The organism is Inquilinus limosus DSM 16000 (assembly GCF_000423185.1).
Classification (GTDB): Bacteria; Pseudomonadota; Alphaproteobacteria; order DSM-16000; family Inquilinaceae; genus Inquilinus; species Inquilinus limosus.
The window spans coordinates 167,015-186,937 of record NZ_AUHM01000006.1 but is presented as its reverse complement, the minus strand read 5'-3'; the positions used below and the strand labels follow the sequence as shown (position 1 = coordinate 186,937).

Sequence of the window (19,923 nt, the reverse complement as noted above, 5' to 3'; positions counted from 1 at the left end):
GCGATGCTGCGCGGGGCCCTGATCGGCTGCGGCTTCTTCGCGGTGAACCAGCTGCACGCCTGGCGCGATGTGGAAGGCGCGGAGATCACGGCGCTGTGCGACCGCGATCCGGGCCGGCTGGAGAAGGCGGGCCACGACTTCGGCATCGGCCGCCTTTATGCCGATGCCGAGGAGATGCTGGCGCGCGAGACGCCCGACTTCGTCGACATCGCCACCACGGTGCCGAGCCACCGGCCGCTGGTCGAGCTCGCCGCCCGGCACCGGGTGCCGGTGATCTGCCAGAAGCCCTTCGCCGCCACTCTGGACGATGCCCGCGCCATGATCGCGGCCTGCGCGGCCGCCGGCGTACCGCTGATGGTGCATGAGAACTTCCGCTGGCAGTCGCCGATCCAGGCGGTGCGCCGGGCGATCGAGTCCGGCCGGATCGGCGAGGTGTTCTGGGGCCGCGTGTCGTTCCGCTCGGCCTATGACGTCTTCTCCGGCCAGCCCTACCTCGCCACCGGCGAGCGCTTCATCATCGAGGACCTCGGCATCCACAGCCTCGACATCGCCCGCTTCCTGTTCGGCGACGCGACGCGGCTGACCGCCCGGACCAGGCGGGTCAACCCGGCAATCCGCGGCGAGGATGTCGCGACGATGCTGCTGGACCATGAGAGCGGCATCACCTCCGTCGTCGACTGCTCCTACGCCACGCGGCTGGCGGCCGAGCCCTTCCCAGAGACGCTGGTCGAGGTCGACGGCAGCGACGGCACCATCCGCCTGGGCCAGGGCTACCGCATGGCGGTGACCGGCCGCGACGGCAGCGAGACGCTCGATGTCTCGCCCAGGCTGCTGCCCTGGGCCAGCCGCCCCTGGCACAACATCCAGGAGAGCGTGGCGGCGATCCAGCAGCACTGGGTCGACTGCCTGCGCGCCGGCCGAGAGCCCGCGACCTCCGGCCGCGACAACCTGAAGACCCTCGCCCTGGTCGAGGCCGCCTATCGCAGCGCCGGAACCGGACAGGCCATCGACCCCGCGGATCTGGCATGACCGGCCGTGCCGCCCTCCTCGCCCGATACGGGACCGACGAGCCGGTGCCGGAGCCGCGGCTGCTGACCGTCGGCCGGCTGAGCGCGGAGCTGGTCGACGGCAATCTCCGCGCCATCCGCTGGGACGGGCACGAGGTGCTGCGCGCCGTCGCCTATGTCGTACGCGACAAGGACTGGGGCACCTATACCCCCGCGATCACGGAGCTGACCTTCGCCGAGACGTCGGAGGGCTTCGCGGTCACCTATCGCGCCCGGTGCGAGGGTCCCGGCGGCGAGCGCCTGGTCTACGACGCCTCGATCGCCGGCCGGGCGGACGGGGTCCTGATCTTCGACGTCACCGCGGTGCCGGAGACGGATTTCCTGACCAACCGTTCAGGCTTTGCCGTCCTGCACCCGATCACGGGCCTGGCCGGCAGCCCGGTCGAGGTCGAGCATGTCGACGGCTCCATCGAGCATTCCGTCCTGCCCGACCTGATCGACCCGTACCAGCCCTTCAAGGACATGCGGGCGATCACCCACCGGGTGGCGCCGGGGATCCGGGCGACCTGCCGGATGGAGGGCGACACCTTCGAGATGGAGGACCAGCGCAACTGGTCCGACGCCTCCTACAAGACCTATATCCGCCCCCTCGCCCTGCCCTGGCCCTATGTCCTGCCGGCCGGGGTACCGCAGCGCCAGACCGTGACGTTGCGGATCGAGGCCTCACCCGAGGCCAGGCCGGCATCTTCGGCTGGAGACGAGGCGATCGCGATCCGGTTCGGCGAACCGGCGGGCATCCTGCCGAGGCTCGGCCTCGTCCTCGCGCCCGAAGAGACGCCGGCGACGCTGGCCGCCGTCAGCGCCCTGCGCCGGATCGCGCCGCAGACCCTGCTCTGCCATTTCGACCCGACCGCGGGCCATGGCCGCGAGGCCCTGGCCGGCTTCGCCGAGATCGCGCGGCACTGCCCGGCCGAGACCGTGCTGGAATGCGTGGTTCCGTGCGAAGTCGACCTCGACCGCGAACTCTCGGCGGTGGCGGCGCTGATGCGGGAGGCGGGGCTGCGGCTCGACGCCGTGGCCGTGAGCCCTTCGGTCGACCGGCGGTCGACGCCGCCCGGCAGCGCCTGGCCCGACTGCCCGCCGCTCGAAGACGTCTATGCCGCGGCCCGCCGGGCCTTTCCGGGCCTGCGCCTCGGCGGCGGCATGTTCAGCTATTTCACCGAGCTGAACCGCAAGCGCCCGCCGGCCGATCGGCTCGACTTCGTCAGCCACTGCACCTGCCCGATCGTCCATGCCGCGGACGACCGCAGCGTCATGCAGTCGCTGGAGGCGCTGCCTTTCATCACCCGCTCCGCCCGCGCCATCATCGGGCCGGACAAGCCATACCGGATCGGCCCGTCGACCATCGGCATGCGGCAGAATCCCTACGGCTCGCGCACCATGCCGAACCCGGAGCGGCGCCGCATCCCGATGGCGGCGGAGGACCCGCGCCAGGCCGGCCTGTTCGCCGCGGCCTGGATGATCGGCTACGCCGCCCGCGCGGCCGGCGCCGGGCTGGAGGCGTTGACGGTCGGCGCCCCGACCGGCCCGTTCGGGCTGATCCGGGGCGACGGGACGGTGGTCCCCGCCTTCCATGCCGCCCGCATGCTCGCCGGGATCGCAGGCCAACGACAGATCACTTGCGGCGTGGAGGACGATCAGCAGGTCGCCGCCCTCGCCGCCCGGTTGCTCGAGGGCACCGCCCTGCTCCTCGCCAACCTGACCGGCCGGCCGCTGCGGGTCCGGGCGCCGGACGGTCCCTGGCGGATGATGGTTCTGGACGAGACCACGCCGGAGGCCTGGCGCCCCGATGCCCCGCCGGACCGCGCCGCCCCTGCGGATGGCGTCGTCCTGCTCCGGCCCTATGCGGTTGCGCGGCTGGACGGCCGCTAGAGACGCAGCCTCCCCTCACCGTCATCGCGAGGCGCGCAGCGCCGTGGCGATCCAGGGGCCGGGACCACTGGGATCGCCACGCCCCTTCCGGGCTCGCAATAGCGGCTTTGGTGAGCGCGCGGCTCAGCGGATCGATGCCGAGGGGCTAGGCGTGGAACAGCTCGCTTACGGACTCGCCCGCATGGATCCGGCGCATCGCCTCGGCCAGGGCGGGTGCGATGGAGAGGACGACGAGCTTGGGATGGCGCTCGGCGCGGTCCACCGGAATGGTGTTGGTGCAGACGACCTCCAGCACGTCGTCCTGGCCGCCCAGCCGTTCCAGCGCGCCGCCGCAGAAGAGGCCGTGCGTGCAGGCCACGCGGATCGACCGCGCGCCCTGGCGGCGGAGATGGCCCAGCAGCTCCAGCACCGTGCTGCCCTTGGCGATCTCGTCGTCGATGACGATGACGTCCTTGCCGCGCACTTCGCCGATGACTGTGCTGATCTCGACGCGGTCGTTCTCGTAGCGCTGCTTGGCGCCCATGGCGACGCCGGCGCCCAGCAGGCGCGCGAAGGCGGAGGCCTCCTTCGCATAGCCGAGGTCTGGCGAAACCACGACGGCGTTGGAGAGGTCGTAACGGCGGAAATGGCCGGCGAGCTCGCCAAGGGCGTGGAGATGGTCCACCGGCACGCTGAAGAAGCCATGGACCTGGGGCGAGTGCAGGGCGACCGTGAGGACCCGGTCGGCCCCCGCCGCGGTCAGCAGATCCGCCACCAGCCGGCCGCCGATCGAGATGCGCGGCGCGTCCTTCTTGTCCGATCGGGCATAGGCGTAGTGCGGCATGACCACGGTGATCCGCGAGGCCGAAGCGCCCCGGGCCGCGTTGATCATCAGGAGCAGCTCGACCAGATGCTCCTGCACCGGAGGATTGAGCGGCTGGACCAGGAAGACGTCGCGTTCGCGGCAATTCGCCTGCAGCTGGACCTGGAGGCAATCATTGGCGAAGCGCTGCACCCTGGACGGCAGGAGCGGAACGCCCAGCGCGGCGCAGATCTCCGCCGCCAGGCCGGGATGCGCGGTTCCGGAGAAGACAGCTAGATCCGCCATTGGTCCCCCCCTGGACGCCCGGGTCTTCGGAGCGGCGCCAAGCTAGAGGCGGCGAATGGCCTTGTCCACGGCCGGACCTTGCCTCCGGACGCGCATCGGCGATGCTGGAAAAGCGCAGGCTCCGAGCGGCTCATGACGCTATCCATCAGATCTTGTCGACCGGCCGACCTGGACACCCCTCATCGCGATCTTTCTTCACCTCAGGGCGGCCTCGAGGGCATCGCGGTTGCGGAACAGCCAGGCGACGCTGCGCGTCTGCCAGGCGATGCCCCAGACGCGCGGCGCATGCTCGGTCTCGGGCGTGATCCGCTGTTCGATCGCCTCGTTCGCGGCGCTCCGGGCGGCGAATTCGATGATCCTGTCGCCGAGCCGATGCCGGTCCCACGCCGGCAGGCCGTAGCCGTCCGTGAAGTGGCGCACCTGCCGCATCCGGCGCGCGGCCTCCGGCAGGCCGTTCATCTCGGCGACATCGTCGTCATAGAGCTGGGCGTTGTTCCAGGCGGCCATCGCGATCTCGGTCAGCCGGTCGACAGGGCCTGCCGCCTCCCAGTCGATCAGCGCGACGGGCATGCCGTTCCGTGAGACGATGTTCCAGGGCGCGGCATCGCAATGCCCGATGATGTCGGGCGAGCCGACCTCGCGGCCGAACCAGGGGCGCCAGACCGCATCCTGCGGCGGATCGAACGATGCCGTCGCGTCATGCAGTCGCCGGATCAGGCGGCCGAGCTCGTGGATGGCGTCGTCCGACCAGGGCGCCGGGTTGATGATGTCGCCTTCGAGGTAGCTCAGGGTCTCCCGGCCCTGCTCGTCGAAGCCGTCTCCCACCACGCGGGGTGCCCCCGTGAACCCCACCTCATGGAGATGGCGCAGCAGGGAGTGGACCGAGCGGCTCCACGGGCCTGCGTCCCGGATGATCAACCCGCCGCGTCGGACGACGGCGGTTCTCTCGCCGCCGGTGAGCGGTGTTGCCTCGGTGTCTTCGGTCATGGGCGAGCAATGGCCGCCGCGCTGGTCCTAGGGCGCAGCATCAGTGTCGGTCGCCGGTACGGGTCTGCGCCTCGGCCTCATGATGTCGGTCGGGCGTGCTCGGAAACAGCACCATCAGTCGCTGCTCGGCGGTCGTCCAGGCCCGAACGTGATAACGTCGCAGGAGGGCGACGTTTACCGCGAAGATCGTGATGCCCAGAACCACGGGGGCAGTGGCGGTCGAGCCGGCGACCGCCTTCACGACCACCCCTGTGAAGACGCCGGCGATGGCGCCGGCGATGACGCTCACCAAGCCGGCCGTGCTCATGAATGATTGCCAGCGCGAGGGCTCGAGGGACTTGTCGGTCAGGACCGCCTGGTCGTCATCATGCGTGGAATGGATCAGATACGTTTCCATCAATGGCGCGATCTCGACGTAATAGTGGCGGATCCGCGCGATGCCGCGCGCGTGCACCATGTCTTCGATCGCGACCTGGACCGCCCGCACGAAGGTGACGATGCCGATGAAATAGAGACAGGGCAGCAGGATCAGGCTGAACAAGACGAATGGCTGGCCCATCTGCGTGACCTGCGCCACGAAAGCGAGGGCGATCGTCGCGCTCGAGACCGATGTCAGGAACAGGTTGGCGCGCTGGTTCGCCTCCTGGATCGTGGCTGCCCGGGCAGTCTGCAGCGCGAAGTGCTCGGTCGTCATGAACTGCAGCATGCGCTGCCCGGTCTCTCCTTGTCCCGGCTCCGGCATGACAGCCTCCTTGGCGCGCCGATCTGTCATCGCTCTGCTGCAGCGTGCTGCATGGCAGCAGAATGCGGGTGCCCTACGCTCCGAGGCGGATCGTCAACCTCTGGTTGGAAACGGCCCGTGCCCTTGCCAGTTCCATGGCCATGGCACACCGGGGGGCGGGGTGGGTTCGCGTGCCGTGGAACCCAAGCCAGGAACCGGAATCAGGGGATCTCGTAAAGCGTCACCTCGTTCTCGATGCCGCGCAGCGTGTGGCGTTGCGCGACCGGCTCGATCCCGCTGGTCCGCAGCAGCTTTGCGGTGTCGGAATCCCTCACCACCGGCTCCGTCACGAAGATGGCGCGGGAATTCACCAAAGTCTGCACGCGGGCGGCGATGTTGACGGTCTGGCCGAAATAGTCCTGCCGCTCGTTGAGCGTGACCGCGAGGCACGGCCCTTCATGGATGCCGATCTTGAGCACCAGATCCTCGCCTGCGTGTGCGTCATTGAGCCGACCCATGGCGTCGCGCATGCGCAGCGCGGCAGCCACGGCCCGATCGGGGGTCGGGAAGGTGGCCATTACGGCGTCGCCGATGGTCTTGACCACGGCGCCGGCCTCGGCCGCGACGATCTCGTGCAGCACGCGGAAATGCGCGCGCACCAGGTCGAACGCAGCCAGGTCGCCGACGCGCTCGTAGAGCGCCGTCGACCCTTTGAGATCGGTGAACAGGAAGGTCATGCTCGTGATCTTGAGCCGCTGGTCGACGTCCAGCGTGTCGGTCCGGTAGATGTCGCGGAACGTCTGGTTCGTGAGGAGGCGCTTGGCCGTCAGGAACGGCTTGCGCCGGCCGAGCAACTCGTGCAGGGCGTGCCCGGCGATCCAGACCCCGGCCAGCACCCGGCGATTGGTGCGGTTCTCGACGGAGAGGCGCAGCGGCCCGGGCCGCAGCGGGATGGTCTCGTTCGGCCGGTGCACCGGATCGATGATGAAGGAGAGCGTCTGGCGGTCGCGCGTGGGCTCGCCCTTCACGTCGAGGAACTGCGTCGCATGGCTCACGGGATCGAAGACGATGAGGAACTCCGCCGGGAGCTGCAGCGACAGGATCGCCTTCTCGCCGGCCGGCAGCTCGACGAAGTCGAGCGTGATGTCCTCGACCAGCTGCTCGAAATTCGGCGGCAGATCGACGCCGGATCCCCAGAACACCTGGCGGCAATACTCCACCGGCGGCAGCGTGTCGGGGTCGTGCGCGCCGATCCGGCGCACCCGAGGGCTGACGGTGAAGGCCACCTCCACCATCTCGTCGAGCGTCGGCTCGTAGCCCGCGGCGCAGAGAGCGCAGTGGTATTCGTCGTGGTCCAGGGTCTTCAGCGTGGCCCCGGCGTCGAGGACGCCGCCGCAGCCGGGGCAGAGCACGTTCCAGGACAGCTCGAACAGCCCGAGCCGCGCGGCGTGCAGGAACACCGCGATGACGCGTTCGACATCGATCCCGGTCTGGGCCGCGAAGTCGAAGACGTTGACGCGGCAGAGCGCACGGTCCGGCCCATCCTGCACCAGCCGCTCCACCGCTGCCGCAGCTTCCCCGTCGGCAGCTTGCCGAAGGGCCGCGAACAGGGCCTGAACTTCGCTCATGCCTCGATTTTACGCCGAAATCGACGCAAAGGCCAAAGCAGTGTGCCGCCCTCTCACCCGTGATGCGTGTACAGCACCGCTGACCGGTCGAGGTGGCGGACCATTGCCGCCTCGGCCGCGTCCGGGTCGTGGCGGCGGATGTGGTCGAGGATCTCCCGGTGCTCGGCCAGGGTGACGTTCTCCTTCCCGGTCCAGATCAGCATCTCGGTGTGGTATTCGCGCAGCCAGCTCAGCATCGCCTCGCTGACCGCCTCGAAGATCGGGTTGCCGGAGATCGCCGCGATCCGGGTGTGGAAGCGCATGTCGGCGGCGATGAAGGCGGCCGGGTCGTCGAGCTTGACGCTCTGGTCCCGCAGCGTCTCCTCCAGCCGGGCGACGTCCTCTTCCGTCGCCTTTTCCGCCGCCTCACGCACCATGCCGCGCTCGAAGAAGCGGCGCGCCTGCTTCAGATGCTCGAGGCTGTCCGGCGAGGCGGAGAGCAGGAACTGGGCGGAGAGGTCGACCTGCTGGATGATCGACTTGGCCGTCAGCTGCCGCACGCGGGCGCGCTCGCCGTGGCTGATGGTGATCAGCCCCATATTGGCCAGCGCCTGCATCGCCTCGCGGATCGCCGGCCGCCCGACCCCGAACCGGTCCATCAGGTCGCGCTCCGACGGCATGGCGTCGCCCGGCGCCAGCTCGCCGCGGGTGATCATGGTCCTGAGGCGATCGAAGACCTCGTGCCACAGCTTCCGGCGGACGATGGGTTCGGCCGATTCCCGCACCTGATGAGACCTCCTGCGTCAGCCGCGCGCCGCGCGGCCCGGATCCGATTTGGTGCGCTCACTATACCACCCGGACCGCTCGCCTTCACTGCGGTCAGCCGAAGTCGGCGAGTTCCTGCTCGCCGCGGGCGAAGCGGGCGAGCTTGGCGAAGAAGTCCTCGAGGATCCAGCGGCCGTCGATCGAGTGGTACAGCTTGATCGGCCGATGCGCGCCGGTGTGGACGTAGTGCATCCGGTCGCTGAACTCCGGCGCCGGCACCCATTCCGAGATCCCGCCGTTCGGGTTGAGGATCACCGAGAGGGCGGGCGTATCGCCGAGCGATCGGTGCTCGATCGGGCCGGGATGGACCTTCAGGTTCCATTCCACCAGCTGGTCGACCAGGTACTTGCCGATCCGCCCCTTGTCGTAGACCCGCTCATAGAGCTCGGCATAGCCGACCGCCATCATGCGGTAGACGGTCATCGGGATCTGCCAGAGCTGGACCTTCGAGCGCATGACCACATTGGCGGCATGGATGTCGTTGGACAGGTTGTATTCCCGGCCGCCCGTCGGCCACGGCCCGCCGCCGATCCAGACCACGACGACGTTGCGCTCGTTCAGCTTCGGCTCCATCAGCAGCGCCGCGGCCATGTCGGTCAGCGGCCCGAGGAAGGCGACGTAGAGCGGCCGCGGATCGTCCTTCATCGCCTCCTCGACGATAAGATGGGCGCCGGCGGAGGGCATCGCCGTCCGCTCGTCCGGCATGGCACCTTCGGCGCCGTCGGCGACCCGGACGCGGCCGGAGAGATCCATCAGCTCCAGCAGCTTGATCACCTCGTCATGGCTGTCCTTGAGGCTGGTCTTCGACTTCAGCGCGCCGAAATGCGCCGGGACGATGCCGTGGAAATCGAAGCTCGGCGTCAGCAGCGCATGGACGATGGCGTATTGGTCGTCCGCCTCGTTCTTGGCGTCGGTGTTCAGGATCAGGCGGGCCTTCTTTTCCGGGGGCAGCAATTGTCGGTTCCCTTTCGCTGGCGCGCTCACTTCACCGCCCCGGCCATGCCGTGGACGAAGTAGCGCTGGAAGAACAGGTAGAGCAGGAGCAGGGGCGCGATCGTGATCAGCTGGCCGGCCGCCAGCAGGTCGTAGGCGGTCGAGAATTCGGTGCTGAACTGCACCACCCCGAGCGGCAGGGTGCGCTGCGCCTCGGTGCGGATGAAGATCTGGGCCAGGATGAACTCGTTCCAGGTGGCGATGCCGTCGAGGATCAGCAGCGAGACGACGGCCGGGGTGGCGAGCGGCATGACCACCCGCCGGTACACGCCCCACCAGGAGCAGCCGTCGATCCGCGCCGCCTCGATCATCTCCGCCGGGATCGAGCGGAAGAAGCCGCGCAGCACCAGGATGCCGAGCGGCAGGCCGAAGCCGAGATAGAGGAAGAACAGACCGGGCAGGCTGTCGATCAGGTTCAGCCGCTGGTACAGCAGGGTCAGCGGCACCAGCGTCATCTGCATCGGCACGATCAGGCCGAGCACGAACACGGTGAAGACGACGCCGCCGCCGCGCATCTTCATCTTGGTGAGGGCGAAGGCGGCAAGCGAGCAGATGAAGACCCCGGCCGGGACCTTGAGCACGATCAGCACCAGCGAGTTCCAGAAATAGGTCTCGATCCCGATCGCCCAGGCCTTGGCGAAGTTGCCGAACTCCAGCGACTGCGGCAGGGCGAAGGCGCCGTTCTGGGCGAAGTCCCCCGCGCTCTTCAGCGCGGTGAAGACGAGGATGATCAGCGGCGCGGTCCAGACGATCCCGCCGATCGCGAGGGCGGCGTAGAAGCCGAAGGACCCGAAGCGCAGGCGGAAGGGCCGGACTGCCGTGCCGGCAAGGGAAACGGCGGCGTCCGTCATCGGCTGCGCACCATATGGCGGGTGTAGGGCACGGCGAAGATCAGGGTCAGCAGGAACAGGATGACGGCGATGGCGGTGCCGAGCCCGACCTCGTTGTGGTTGTAGGTCAGGAAATACATCCAGCTGCCCAGCACCTGGGTACGGTTCGCCGGGCCGCCATAGGTCATGACATAGATGATGTCGTAGACCTTGAGCGAGTTGATCGCGGTGATCGCGACCACCACCATGGTGGTCTCTCGCAGCAGCGGAAAGGTCACGTACCAGAAGCGCTGGAACCGGCCGGCGCCGTCGATGCGGGCGGCGTCCAGCACCTCCTTGGGGATGGTCTGCAGCCCGGCCAGGAACAGCAGCATCGGCAGGCCGGCATTGTGCCAGGCGGCGGCGACGAAGACGGAGTAGAGCGCGATCTTCGGGTCGGACAGCCAGTTGCGCTCCAGACCCGTGAGGCCGAGCGTCTCGAGCAGCTGGTTCAGGAGGCCGAGGCTGGGGTGGTACATCCAGCTCCAGATCAGCCCGACGATGCTCATCGACAGGATCGCCGGGAAGTAGAAGACGCTGCGGAAGAAGGCGCTGCCCCGGAACCGCCCGTCGAGGGCCAGCGCCAGGGCCAGGCCGATCCCGGTCGGGACGACGAGCGACAGCAGGCTCCAGGCCACGTTGTTCTTGAGCGCGATCCAGAACACCCGGTTGCGCGTGAACAGCTCGACATAGTTGCCGAGCCCCGCCCAGGTCTTGTCCGGCGAGACGCCGTCCCAGCGGAAGAGGCTGAGCCAGGTCGAATAGGTCATCGGATAGACCAGCACGACCGTGAAGATCAGCGCGGCCGGAGCCAGGAACAGCCAGGGCGCCGCCACCTCGTCCACGAATTTGCGCGACAGCCGTCTCGTCTGCAGGCCGGCCTCTGCCATGCCGCGGTCTCCTGCTGGTGCGGGTCAGTTGCTGGCGCGGGTCTTGCTGCGCTCAATCGCCTCCTGCACCTGGGCCGCCGCCTCCTCGGGCGTCATCAGGTCCAGCAGCACCGAATCCTGCGCCTCGAAATAGGCGGCGACGACATCCTGCGGCAGGCCCTGGTCGGTCAGCCGGTAGAAGCCGATCTCGCCCTGGGTCCATTGCGACCATTGCCGCTGGATCGGCAGGTCCTCGGCGGGCAGGATGTCCTTGGTCGCGCTCGGGAACCCGACCGCCTGCGCCGTCACCGGCGCGATCTCCGGCCGCACGACATAGCTGGCGAACAGCAGCGCGGCCTTGCGCACATCCTCGGGCGACTTCGCATTGACCTGGATCTGCGACGGCGACCCCGGCACCCGCTTCGGGCTCCGGTCGGTCGGCAGCGGGAAGGTGCCGTAATCGGCCGGCGACTTGCCCTCGCGCATGATCCGGCTGAGCTCGAGGCTCGGCGTGTCGAACACCATCGCCGCCTGGTCGTTGTAGAGCAGCGGCATGTTGGTGGCGGGGTCGACATTGAGGAACCCGTCCGGGAAATAGCCCTTGTCGGCCCATTCCTTCAGCTTGGCGAAGGACTGGATGACCGGCTCGGACTCCCAGGATTCCCTCATGTCCAGCAGCGCGTCGTGCCCCTCCGCCCCGGCGTAATGCTCCAGGAAGAAGTCGAAGAAGCGCATCGTCATCCAGCTGAACTTGCCGCCGATCGAGAACGGCGTGACACCGTTCGCCTTCAACGTCTCCGCCACCTTCTCCAGCTCGGCGAAGCTCTGCGGCGGCTGCAGTCCGTATTTGTCGAACAGCGCTTTCTTGTAGATGAAGCCGAAAGGCCCGATCTTGTTCGGGATGCCGTAGAGGTCGGCGCCGTCGCGGGTGATGTCGAGCGCCGCCGTGGTCACATTGGCCTCGACCCCGAGAGCGGTCAGCAATTCCGGCGTCAGCTTCAGCGCGTGGCCGGCCCGGTTGTAGGGCGAGGCCAACGACCCGCCCCAGTTCCACCAGGCATCCGGCAACTTGCCCGAGGCGGCGGCCACGCGCAGGGCCTGCTTCAGCTCGTCGGTGCCGAATTTGGTTAAGTGCACCGTGACGGTCGGGTAGTCGGCCTGGAAGCGTTCGATCACCAGCGGCCAGTTGTGCGAGGCGAGCCCGAAGAACTCAATCGTGACCGGCTTCGAAGGCGCTTCCTGGCCCCAACCGGGACCGGCGGCGAACGCCGCGGTCAGCATCGCTGCGCCCGCGACCATGGATCGACGCGTCAGAGCCTGCATGTCGCCCTCCCCGGCGATGAAGACGTTGCGGTCGTCGTCTATGTCCGGCGGTTCGGCTCCGCCCGTTGGTTACCGGTATTATGGTGTGCTGGTATGATGAGTCAACCAGCCATTCTATTGCAGCCGATCGATTCCGAATGCCTCCCCCGGAGAACGGAGAAGCCCGCGGGCGGCAACCCGCGGGGCTTCGGCTCGGATGCGGCTCAGAGGAAGACCGGTGCGCTGCGAAGGCGCTGCCGGCGCCGCCTCACTGCGCGGCCGGCGCCACGTTTCGGATGGCGTAGACCTCGGGAAACAGGCGGTCCTTGAGGTGCGGCGCCGCCGGCGCCGTGTCCTCCAGCAGCCTGTCCACGGTCGCGTAGTTCTTGTCGTAAACCCAGGGCCGGCGGGGAAGCTCGCGGTCGTTCAGCCAGTACGGGCTCCAATCCGCGGTCGTCTCGATCAGCTCGCGGGCGTAGTCGGGGCCGTATTCCAGGGCGCCGTCGATGACCCATCGACATAGGACTGCAGCAGCGGATAGTCGGCCGAAGGCGGCTCCAACCCCTCGCCGGGCGTGCCGTCCTTGCCGACCGAGACATAGACCCAGATCTTGCCCTCGGGGGGCGCCTGCTCCCAGGACACCGCCTCTATCGCGTCGCGCGGCACCTCCATGCGTTTGTAGCCGGCCTCGCGCGCATCGAAGGCGCCCATGTCGTCGCCTTCGACCGGGTAGAGCACCCCGTTGATCGTCATCGCCTGCTCGCCGGCCTTCGGCTTGCGCAGCCCGAGGGCGGTGAAACCGGATTTCGCGCGGTCGACCCAGGCCCGGACATAGCCGAAGGAGGCCGAAACCCGCACCGGGATCGCGTCGATCGGCTTGCTGGCGGTGGAGTTGCGGGACGCGGTGTTGATCAGCGAGCCGTAGCCGAAGATGAAGTTCTGCGGCTGGCCGGGCAGCTTCTTCCCCCACCACTCCGCCGCGCCGGCTCCAGGTGCCGCCGAAGCCAGCACGAGCACGGCGAGCCCGGAGGTCATCAAGTCTCTTCGCTTCATCGCGAATCACCCCTCTTTCGGATTGTCCTGAAGTCAGCTTCCATCGAGGACCCGATCAACGGAACCTTCGAAATCTATAAAGACCCAACCAAACCGGCAGCAAGGTGATTCTATTCATTCAGAATTGCAACTCGCCTTCGATGATTGGGAGAATAAAATAGAAAATCGATTCAATATTTTCAGAAACTCGCTCGATAGACGATTTTGACTGGACGATAGCCGCATCCATGCCCATGAATCGTCAATCGCGGCGGCACTTGCGCCCCGCCGGACAGGCGTCCGCAGCGCCCGTGCCTTGGGCGCTTCGTTGACATCACCAGGGTTTGGCCGCCGGTGACCTGCGACTTCGCTGTCGCCCCGGCTGATTCTCTCTAGAGGCCTGTCGCCGGCCGAGAGACGTATCGTTCCGATGTCCGGGCCGGCTCGGAGGGCAAGGGCTGCGCGCGCCGCGCGGCGCAGGCGATCCTGGCGACCAGCTGGCGCTTCATCTCGTCGATCCTCAACCCGCAAAGGTCTTCGGGGCTGAGATTGTCGTTGGCCTGAGGCCGAGGCTGGGTCATGGCGTCATCGTAATTCGATCAAAGAATAACGCCAGCTTGGCACCGGAGAGGCCAATCCTCCAGCAAAAAAGCAGCACTCGCCGCAAAGTACCAGCCGTGCTGGATGATTCCTGTCAGGCTTCCGTCGCGAAGTGATCCACGATCTTCCAGAACAAGACGGCGCCGCGAATCATCCGACGGCGCCGTCTCCGCCCATTGCGCGAACGGTGACGACCGGCCGACTGCCGGCAGCCGCCGTCAGTTCTGCCACCCGGCGTACCAGAACTCAGGATAGGTCTGGGCCACGGCGGCGGGCTCCAGAGCCGGGACATAGGGCCGGCCGTGCTTGCGGGTGATGGATGCGAGCTCCGCCAGCCGTCCGGCCGCATCCTTCTGCGCCGCCGCCTTCTTGGCGGGATCATGGGTCGAGGCGGCGTCGCGCCAGATCGAGCGGCCGGCCAGGAAGCCGGAGGCGCCGGCCTTACAGGCGATCTCGACCTGGGTGCGGAAATCGGCATAGCCGACGCCGGCCGACAGGATCACCCAGGGCACCGAGATGCCGCCGTCGAGCCGCCGGCAGGCATCGAGGGCGGCGGCCCTCCCCTCCTCGGTGCCGACATCGCCGGGGAACTCCACCTTCAGCATGTCGACGCCATAGCCGTTCGCCTCATGCGCCGAGGCGACGATGCCCTCGATCCGCTTCGCCTTCCAGGCGGCGCTCGACGCATCCTCGCCCGGCAGCGGATACCAGATCGGCTCCACCACCAGCGGCAGCGACAGGCTGGCGCATTCGGCGGCGAGATCGCGCACCACCTGCCGCTGATGCTCGGCCACCGCGCTCTCCGGCCGGTAGAACCAGAGCAGCTTGCAGGTGTCGACACCCATCGCCTTCATCTTGCGGGTGCCCCAGCCGGCGCGGAACCGGGTCTCGCGCGCCGCGGCGGCGCCGTTGTAGCCCTCGTCCTCGATGCTCGCCATCAGCCCGACCGACCCCGGCAGGGCGCGCGACGCCAGCGCCGGGGCCAGGCCGTAGCGCGGGTCGAGCAGGAAGGCGCTGACCTCAGGCGACAGCGCCCGCACCAGCTCGATCTTCGCCGCGACCGTCATGGCGTAGTCGACCTTATCCGGATCCGGCGCCAGCAGCTCCTGGAAATCCGACAGGTGGTCGAGCGCGCAGATCAGGAAGAAGCCGTCGGCCGAGGTGACGCGCTGCAGGCTGCGGATCTTGCCGGGGTCGCGGGCGGCGGGCAGGGAAACCATCGTTCAGTCCTCTTCTACGGATGTCAGGGTGGACAGGGTTTCGGGCGGCTGGCCGAGCACGAGCAGGCAGCCGGCCAGGAAAGTGTCGCCGAGGCCGATCGTGGCCGCGGGGCGTTCGAGATAGGGGGCGGCGCAGGCGACCATGGTCCAGCCGTCGCGGCGGTCCCAGACCGGGACGGGCAGCGGGGGGAACACGGCGCCGGGCGGGATGCCGTCCGGATTGGTCGGGGTGCCGAAGGCGGCGCGGGTGGCGGCCAACAGGCAGCCGGCCATCAGCGCCTCCAGCTCCGCCTGCGGATCGCCGCGGGTCGCCGCCAGCGCCCAGCCGTCGGCATGGACGCAGACCCGGTTCAGGCCGAAGCGGTCGCCGAGGGCGCGGGCCTTGGCGCCGGGGTCGCCGGCGCCGGGCGAAAGCGCCTCCAGCTCCGACAGGCTGAGGCCGAAGGAGCTGGCGTGCGGCGTCAGCCCCGCCACCACCCGGTCGCGCAGCGCCGCATGCGGATAGTCGCCGAGCTCGTGATGGATCAGCCCGAGCCCCGCCGCTCGCCAGGCATCGGCGAGTTCGGCGGCGGATCGGATGGAGGCGTCGACCGCGTCCGGCGGCAGGCCGTTGAAACCGGACAGGATCCCGGCCCCGGCCGTCAACGCCAAGCCAACGCTGGCGAGCCAAAAATCCGGATCGTCGTCCAGCCCCTCGTCGGCGAAGCGGACGATGGTGCGGGAGGAGCGCCGCGGCATCGCCGGCCCGACCGGGGTGCCGGCGGTGAACTCGAAGATGTAATGAGCCGGCTTGCCGACCCCGCCTGGCCGCGCCTCCCGCGCGGCGACGATGCGGTCGCCTTCGGCCAGGCGGATATCGGGGTGCAACAGGCCGAGCTGCGCCGGCGTGCGGTCGCCGAGGGCCAGCAGCGCCGGCGCCCCCAGCAGGGCCAGCGCCTGGGCCGCCTGGGCGCCGGTGCCGCCGAGGCCGGGGGTGGAGTGGAGATGCCGGTCGATCCAGGCCGGCCCCTCCGGCCAGTCGACCAGGACCTCGCCGCCGATCCCTTCCGCGGCCCGGCGCAGCAGCTGCGCCGCCAGCGCCGCGGCGGGGGTGCCGGGCTCAGCCGCCAGCACCGGCCAGGCGCGGTGCAGCGGCAGATAGGCGTCGACGCAGGTGGTCAGCCCACAGAGTGTCGGCCGGGCCGTGGCGGCGAGACACGGCAGCCGGGCGGACAGGTCGCGGTAACGGCGGTCCCACCTCATGCCATTGGCCCTCGGGATCGGCTCTTCAGTCCTTCCCCCGTCATGGCGCTGAGGCACCTACACATTGGTGGGCGGCGCCGGACGGCGGGCATACGAACAGATTGCCTCTCCCGCTTGCGGGAGAGGTCGGGCTCGCGCAGCGAGACCGGGTGAGGGCGACCCGGCCGCGACAGCAGAGCCAGCGTTTCAGGACATGGGCGGATCATGCGCTCGCTCACCGCAAGCCCGTGCTTTCGGCAAGGCCGCGATCCCCTCACCCGGACATCCTTCGGATGTCCGGCCTCTCCGGCAAGCGGGAGAGGCAAAGGAATCTGCTCTTCGAAGATGTGCAGATGCCCAAGCGTCATGGCGAGGAGGCGAAGCCGCCTCCTTGCGTTCAGAAGGGGCCATCCAGGGGCCTCGACGAGCGGCCCTGGATTGCTTCGCTGCGCTCGCAATGACGGATCAATATGTCGGGCGGCGGGCATCATTCCTTGACCGCCCCCTGCGTCAGCCCGGCGATGATGTGGCGCTGGAAGGCCAGCACCAGCAGCACCAGCGGCACGGTCACCACCACCGAGGCGGCGGCGATGTCGCCCCAGGGCACGTAGTAGAGGTTGGTGAAGTTGGCGATTCCGACCGGCACCGTCTGCGTCGCGATGTCGGAGGTGAAGGCCAGCGCGAACATGAACTCGTTCCACGCGGCGATGAAGCCGAGCAGCCCGGTGGTCACCACCCCGGGCAGCGACATCGGCAGGGTGACGCGGAACAGGATGGTCAGCGGCCCGGCGCCGTCCATCCGCGCCGCGTCGTCGATCTCGCGCGGGATGCTGTGGAAGTAGCCGAACAGCACCCAGATCACGAGCGGCAGGCCGAGCGCGACATAGACCACGACCAGCACCGTGTAGGTGTCGAGCAGCTCCATCGAGGCGGCGAGCAGGTAGAGCGGCGCGACGATCGCGATCTGCGGAAACATCGAGATCGACAGGATCAGCCCGAGGATGCCGAAGCGGCCCTTGATGTCGAGCCGCGCCAGGGCAAAGGCGGCCAGCGCGCCGAGCACCAGGCAGAAAAGGGTCGTCGCCCCGGCCACGATCACCGAGTTCAGCAGATAGAGCTGGAACTGCTTGACCGTGAAGATGTTGACGAAATGCACCAGCGTGGCCGGGATCGGCAGCCAGCTCGGCGTCTCGGCGACCAGCGCCTTGTCCTCCTGCAGCGAGGTCGAAAGCTGCCACAGGAACGGGCCGGCCGACCAGGCGACGATGAACAGGGCCCCGGCATGCAGCAGCACGCCGCGCCAGACCCAGACCGGCAGGCCGAGCAGCCGGCCGCGCATGGCGGAAAGCGGCGTCATCGCTCGGTCTCCCGCAGCTTGCGGATCAGCACGGCGCCGAACACCCCGGCGATCAGCACCTCGGTCGCGAACATCGTCGCGGCCATGGCCGAGCCGTAGCCGAACTGCAGCGTCGAGAAGAGGGTCTTGTAGGTCAGGGTCGACAGCGTCTCGGTCGAATCCGCGGGGCCGCCGCCGGTCAGCACATAGACCAGGTCGAAGATGCGGAAGGCGTCGAGCGCCCGGAACAGCGCCGCGATCAGCAGTGTCGGCATCAAGAGCGGCAGCCGCACCCGCCAGAAGGTCGCCCACGGCCCGGCCCCGTCGACCAGCGCCGCCTCGGACAGCGAGCGCGGGATGGTCTGCAGCCCGGCCAGCAGCAGGAGCGCCATGAAGGGCGTGGTCTTCCAGACATCGGCGATGATGATGGTCAGCAGCGCCGTGTCGGTCGACCCGTACCAGTTGATGTTCTGGTCGATCAGCCCGGTCGCGCGCAGCAGGTGGTTGACGATGCCGTTCTGGCCGTCGAACAGCCAGCCGAACATCTTCGAGGTGACGACGGTCGGGATCGCCCAGGGGATCAGCATCGCCGCCCGCACCAGGCCGCGGCCGATGAACCACTCGTAGAGGATCAGCGCCATGCCGAGCCCGAGCAGCGTCTCGGCCAGGGTCGAGGCGACCGTGAACTCGACCGTGTGCAGCCAGGCGTTCCAGAAGGTCGGGTCGGCGATCAAGTCCTGGTAGTTGCGCAGCCCGAGGAAGGCGTCGTCGGGCGCGGCCAGCGAGGTGTCGCGGAAGGACAGCCAGAGGCCGAGCCCGACCGGATAGACCGAGACCGCGGCCAGGGCTCCCGCCGCCGGCAGCAGCAGGAGCAGGGCCGGGATCCGCACCGGCCCGAGGCGGGAGCGCCCCGGGCCGGCGATGCGATGCGCGATGGAGCCGGTCATCGCCATGCCGGTCACACCCCGACGATGGCGTCGATCCGGGACTTGGCGGTCTCCAGCGCGCCCTTGACGTCGCCGCCGGCCAGCGCCTTCGAGACTTCGGACTGCAGCACCAGCGAGACCTGCGGGTATTTCGGCGTCACCGGCCGCGGCGTGGCGCCGAGGAACACCGGCTTCAACTGCGCCATGAAGGGCTGGGCCTTGGCCAGCTCCGGATGATCGAACACCGCCTGCCGGGTCGGCGCCAGGCCGAGCTGCAGGGCGAAGCGCAGCTGGGTCTCGGGCGAGGACATCCAGCGCACGAAGTCGAGCGCCGCCTCCTTGTGTTTGGACGAGGCGTTGACGCCGTACTGGTAGCCGCCGAGCGAGGCGGCGCTGGACTTGCCGGGGAAATGCGGCAGCGGGGCGACGCCGACCTTGCCGACGACGCTGGATTCGCTCGCGTCCTGCGAGATGCCGTAGACATAGGACCAGTTGCGCAGGAACACCGCCTGCCCGGCAGTGAAGGGCCGGCGCGACGGCTCCTCGTCCCAGCTCAGGAGGTCGGGCGGGCTGATCTTATGGGTGGCGATGGTGTCGTGCATGAACTGCACCGCCTCGACCGCCGCCGGGTCGGCGATGCGCACGGTCCTGCCGTCGGTGTCGAGGATGGCGCCGCCGTTCGAGCCGGTGAAGGAGACGAGGTCGCAGACCAGCACCTCGGCCTGCTTGCCCTGCCACAGGAAGCCCAGCTTGGCCTGGCCGGCGTCGGTGATCTTCTTCGCCGTCTCGACCAGCTCGGGCCAGGTTTCCGGCACCTTGGCCCCGGCGGCCTCCAGCAGGTCGCGCCGGTAGTACAGCATGCCGGAATCGACGAACCAGGGCAGCGCCACCAGCTTGCCCTGCCATTTGCAGCCGGCGACCAGGCCGGGGAAATAGGCGCCGATCTCGCTGGAATCGATATGCTCGTCGAGCGGCAGCGACCAGCCGGCGGCGGCGAATTCGGCGATCCAGATGATGTCCTGGGTGAAGACATCCGGCGCGCCGTTGCGGCGGGCCAGCTGCTGCACCAGCGCCTGATGCACCTCGGTCGATGCGCTGGGCGGCGGCAGCTCGCGATAGGTGACGTGGACCTTGTCCTGGGATGCGTTGTAGGCGTCGACCAGCTGCGCGATCGTCTCCTTGCCGAAGAACTTCGCGCTGGCGAAGGTGATCTCGGTCGCCGCGCGCGCCGGCCGCGACCGGCCCAGGATCGGGGCCGCGGCCCCTGCCCCCAGCGCCACCCCAGACAGCTTCAGAAGATCACGCCGGAACAGACCGCCGGAACACGCCCGGCCAGGGATCTTGGTCATTCCTCCCTCCCATTGATGGAAACGGGAATCTGGCGCTGTT

The 19,923-nt window shown here is 68.7% G+C and carries 17 protein-coding genes; 2 read left to right on the top strand and 15 right to left on the bottom strand.

What is annotated here, in order from left to right:
* The first annotated feature begins 3 nt into the window (after positions 1 to 3).
* Both G537_RS0110040 and apnL read left to right on the top strand, forming a co-directional pair.
* Positions 4 to 1,029 carry a Gfo/Idh/MocA family protein gene (locus G537_RS0110040; RefSeq protein WP_026870010.1) on the top strand — a complete coding sequence of 342 codons (1,026 nt, stop codon included), beginning with the start codon at positions 4 to 6 and terminating at the stop codon, positions 1,027 to 1,029.
* Positions 1,026 to 2,939, top strand: a complete 1,914-nt coding sequence (gene apnL, locus G537_RS0110035) for a D-apionate lactonase (protein ID WP_026870009.1) — start codon at positions 1,026 to 1,028, stop codon at positions 2,937 to 2,939. The genes G537_RS0110040 and apnL overlap by 4 nt, the downstream gene beginning before the upstream one ends.
* A 145-nt stretch (positions 2,940 to 3,084) precedes the next feature.
* Here the strand turns inward: apnL and G537_RS0110030 are convergent, their stop codons facing one another.
* The 15 genes from G537_RS0110030 to G537_RS0109955 form a co-directional block, all read right to left on the bottom strand.
* Entirely contained in the window at positions 3,085 to 4,026 is a 942-nt protein-coding gene (locus G537_RS0110030) for a ribose-phosphate diphosphokinase (RefSeq protein WP_026870008.1), read from the bottom strand.
* Positions 4,027 to 4,221: 195 nt separating this feature from the next.
* The gene (locus G537_RS0110025; protein WP_211230347.1) at positions 4,222 to 4,854 is read right to left on the bottom strand and encodes a phosphotransferase; all 633 of its coding nucleotides are present in this window, start codon (positions 4,852 to 4,854) and stop codon (positions 4,222 to 4,224) included.
* Between the two features lie 199 nt (positions 4,855 to 5,053).
* Positions 5,054 to 5,755, bottom strand: coding sequence for a hypothetical protein (locus G537_RS0110020; protein WP_026870006.1), 702 nt, complete (start codon positions 5,753 to 5,755; stop codon positions 5,054 to 5,056).
* Positions 5,756 to 5,955: 200 nt separating this feature from the next.
* Positions 5,956 to 7,362 (bottom strand): adenylate/guanylate cyclase domain-containing protein, encoded by a 1,407-nt coding sequence (locus G537_RS0110015; protein WP_026870005.1) that lies wholly within the window; start codon positions 7,360 to 7,362, stop codon positions 5,956 to 5,958.
* A gap of 53 nt (positions 7,363 to 7,415) precedes the next feature.
* Positions 7,416 to 8,126, bottom strand: a complete 711-nt coding sequence (locus G537_RS0110010; RefSeq protein ID WP_026870004.1) for a transcriptional regulator NanR — start codon at positions 8,124 to 8,126, stop codon at positions 7,416 to 7,418.
* A gap of 94 nt (positions 8,127 to 8,220) precedes the next feature.
* Complete coding sequence (locus G537_RS0110005) at positions 8,221 to 9,120, bottom strand: nucleoside hydrolase (protein ID WP_026870003.1); 900 nt, start codon at positions 9,118 to 9,120, stop codon at positions 8,221 to 8,223.
* 26 nt (positions 9,121 to 9,146) lie between these two features.
* Positions 9,147 to 10,010 (bottom strand): carbohydrate ABC transporter permease, encoded by an 864-nt coding sequence (locus tag G537_RS0110000; protein WP_051248264.1) that lies wholly within the window; start codon positions 10,008 to 10,010, stop codon positions 9,147 to 9,149.
* Positions 10,007 to 10,918 carry a carbohydrate ABC transporter permease gene (locus G537_RS0109995; protein ID WP_081688720.1) on the bottom strand — a complete coding sequence of 304 codons (912 nt, stop codon included), beginning with the start codon at positions 10,916 to 10,918 and terminating at the stop codon, positions 10,007 to 10,009. Before G537_RS0109995 ends, G537_RS0110000 begins: the two co-directional genes overlap by 4 nt.
* A gap of 24 nt (positions 10,919 to 10,942) precedes the next feature.
* Positions 10,943 to 12,220, bottom strand: coding sequence for an ABC transporter substrate-binding protein (locus G537_RS41990; protein ID WP_081688719.1), 1,278 nt, complete (start codon positions 12,218 to 12,220; stop codon positions 10,943 to 10,945).
* A 441-nt stretch (positions 12,221 to 12,661) separates the two neighbouring features.
* Positions 12,662 to 13,234, bottom strand: coding sequence for a gamma-glutamylcyclotransferase family protein (locus G537_RS37255; RefSeq protein WP_051248262.1), 573 nt, complete (start codon positions 13,232 to 13,234; stop codon positions 12,662 to 12,664).
* Positions 13,235 to 14,049: 815 nt separating this feature from the next.
* On the bottom strand, positions 14,050 to 15,051 hold the full coding sequence (locus G537_RS0109975; protein WP_026869999.1) for a tagatose 1,6-diphosphate aldolase: 1,002 nt from the start codon (positions 15,049 to 15,051) through the stop codon (positions 14,050 to 14,052).
* Between the two features lie 3 nt (positions 15,052 to 15,054).
* Positions 15,055 to 16,293 carry an ADP-dependent glucokinase/phosphofructokinase gene (locus G537_RS37250; protein WP_051248261.1) on the bottom strand — a complete coding sequence of 413 codons (1,239 nt, stop codon included), beginning with the start codon at positions 16,291 to 16,293 and terminating at the stop codon, positions 15,055 to 15,057.
* Between the two features lie 466 nt (positions 16,294 to 16,759).
* Entirely contained in the window at positions 16,760 to 17,629 is an 870-nt protein-coding gene (locus tag G537_RS0109965) for a carbohydrate ABC transporter permease (protein ID WP_211230346.1), read from the bottom strand.
* Positions 17,626 to 18,555, bottom strand: coding sequence for a carbohydrate ABC transporter permease (locus G537_RS0109960; protein WP_026869997.1), 930 nt, complete (start codon positions 18,553 to 18,555; stop codon positions 17,626 to 17,628). The genes G537_RS0109965 and G537_RS0109960 overlap by 4 nt, the downstream gene beginning before the upstream one ends.
* Positions 18,556 to 18,566: 11 nt before the next feature.
* Entirely contained in the window at positions 18,567 to 19,883 is a 1,317-nt protein-coding gene (locus G537_RS0109955; RefSeq protein WP_051248260.1) for an ABC transporter substrate-binding protein, read from the bottom strand.
* Between the last annotated feature and the right edge of the window lie 40 nt (positions 19,884 to 19,923).

What these genes read in the sequence shown, in the direction of transcription:
- G537_RS0110020 (WP_026870006.1), bottom strand. Translation starts at nt 5,755, where the DNA reads ATGCCGGAGCCGGGACAAGGAGAGACCGGGCAGCGCATGCTGCAGTTC.
- G537_RS0109975 (WP_026869999.1), bottom strand. Translation starts at nt 15,051, where the DNA reads ATGGTTTCCCTGCCCGCCGCCCGCGACCCCGGCAAGATCCGCAGCCTG.
- G537_RS0110040 (WP_026870010.1), top strand. Translation starts at nt 4, where the DNA reads ATGCTGCGCGGGGCCCTGATCGGCTGCGGCTTCTTCGCGGTGAACCAG.
- G537_RS0109995 (WP_081688720.1), bottom strand. Translation starts at nt 10,918, where the DNA reads ATGGCAGAGGCCGGCCTGCAGACGAGACGGCTGTCGCGCAAATTCGTG.
- G537_RS0110030 (WP_026870008.1), bottom strand. Translation starts at nt 4,026, where the DNA reads ATGGCGGATCTAGCTGTCTTCTCCGGAACCGCGCATCCCGGCCTGGCG.
- G537_RS37255 (WP_051248262.1), bottom strand. Translation starts at nt 13,234, where the DNA reads ATGACCTCCGGGCTCGCCGTGCTCGTGCTGGCTTCGGCGGCACCTGGA.
- G537_RS0110000 (WP_051248264.1), bottom strand. Translation starts at nt 10,010, where the DNA reads ATGACGGACGCCGCCGTTTCCCTTGCCGGCACGGCAGTCCGGCCCTTC.
- G537_RS0110015 (WP_026870005.1), bottom strand. Translation starts at nt 7,362, where the DNA reads ATGAGCGAAGTTCAGGCCCTGTTCGCGGCCCTTCGGCAAGCTGCCGAC.
- G537_RS41990 (WP_081688719.1), bottom strand. Translation starts at nt 12,220, where the DNA reads ATGCAGGCTCTGACGCGTCGATCCATGGTCGCGGGCGCAGCGATGCTG.
- apnL (WP_026870009.1), top strand. Translation starts at nt 1,026, where the DNA reads ATGACCGGCCGTGCCGCCCTCCTCGCCCGATACGGGACCGACGAGCCG.
- G537_RS0109960 (WP_026869997.1), bottom strand. Translation starts at nt 18,555, where the DNA reads ATGACCGGCTCCATCGCGCATCGCATCGCCGGCCCGGGGCGCTCCCGC.
- G537_RS0109965 (WP_211230346.1), bottom strand. Translation starts at nt 17,629, where the DNA reads ATGACGCCGCTTTCCGCCATGCGCGGCCGGCTGCTCGGCCTGCCGGTC.
- G537_RS0109955 (WP_051248260.1), bottom strand. Translation starts at nt 19,883, where the DNA reads ATGACCAAGATCCCTGGCCGGGCGTGTTCCGGCGGTCTGTTCCGGCGT.
- G537_RS37250 (WP_051248261.1), bottom strand. Translation starts at nt 16,293, where the DNA reads ATGAGGTGGGACCGCCGTTACCGCGACCTGTCCGCCCGGCTGCCGTGT.